Origin of the sequence: Streptomyces sp. NPDC127084 (genome assembly GCF_042724175.1) — a bacterium.
Taxonomy (GTDB): domain Bacteria; phylum Actinomycetota; class Actinomycetes; order Streptomycetales; family Streptomycetaceae; genus Streptomyces.
Window position 1 is genome coordinate 1 of the sequence record NZ_JBHXFA010000382.1, and the last position, 1,283, is coordinate 1,283.

Sequence of the window (1,283 nt, forward strand, 5' to 3'; positions counted from 1 at the left end):
CGGCCCGGCATGGTGCGGCACCGCGGTACGCGCATCCGGACCTGGAGCCGATCTTGTCGGACACGTACGGCGTGGTGATCTGGCACGAGCAGATCATCGCGATCCTCGCCCGGATGACCGGCTGCGACCGTGCCGCCGGCGACGTCGCCCGCCGCGCCCTCGCCGACCCCGACCGGCTGCCGCGGGTGGAGGACTGGTTCCGTCGTACGGCCGGGGAGCGCGGCTACGCCAAGGACGTGCTGGACGAGGTGTGGGAGACCGTCGCGAGTTTTGGATCTTATGGTTTTTGTCGTGCACATGCCGTATCTTTCGCTGTTCCTGCACTTCAGAGCGCCTTTTTGAAGGTGCGGTTCCCGGCCTTTCTGTACGCCGGGCTGTTGGAGCACGACCCGGGTATGTGGCCGCGCCGGGTCATCGTCGCCGACGCCCGCCGCCACGGCGTCCCGGTGCTGCCCGTCGACGTCAACCACTCCCGCGGGCGGCACATTGTGGAAGACACGGGACAGGGCTGGGGCGTACGCCTGGCGTTCTCCACGGTCAAGGGCATCAGCTCGGCGGAGACCTCCCGCCTCACGGCCGGTCAGCCCTACACCGGACTTCAGGATGTGTGGCTGCGTGCCCGCCCGTCCCTGCCGCTCGCACAGCGTCTGATCCGCATCGGCGCCCTCGACGCCCTCTCCCCCGGCCTGACCCGGCGGGATCTGCTGTTGCAGGCGGTCGAGCTGCACCGACAGTCCCGCAACCGCACCACCACCGACGGGCAACTGCCTCTGGGCGGCGAACTGGTCACCGCGACTCCCAGCGGGCTGCCGGAGATGACCAGCCGCGACAGACTGGGCGCCGAACTCGACACCCTCTCCATCGACGTGAGCCAGCACCTGATGGAGCACCACCACCGGCTGCTGCGCGAGCTCGGCGCGACCGACGCCGCGCACCTGCGCGCCATGGTGCCCGGACAACCGGTGCTGGTCGCCGGAGTACGGGCCTCCACCCAGACACCGCCGATCCCGTCCGGCAAGCGCGTCATCTTCACCACCCTGGAGGACGGCTCCGGGCTGGTCGACCTCGCCTTCTTCGAAGACTCCCACCCGGCCTGCGCGTACACCGTCTTCCACACCGGGCTGCTGCTGGTGCGCGGCACCGTCGAAGCCCGCGGCCCGCGCCGCGGACCTGAGCCGCCGAGGGGCCCGCAGCACCGCAAGCTCTGGTTCTGGCGCGTATACACCTCGGACGCGGCCGACGAGAGTCGGAGTGTATATCGCGGTGGTCGCCGTATCAGTAAC

At 69.8% G+C, this 1,283-nt stretch carries 1 pseudogene; it reads left to right on the forward strand.

From position 1 onward, the window contains the following. Positions 1–1,166, forward strand: a pseudogene (locus ACFWI9_RS34395) (DNA polymerase III subunit alpha); the annotation flags it as partial. Positions 1,167–1,283 lie beyond the last annotated feature (117 nt).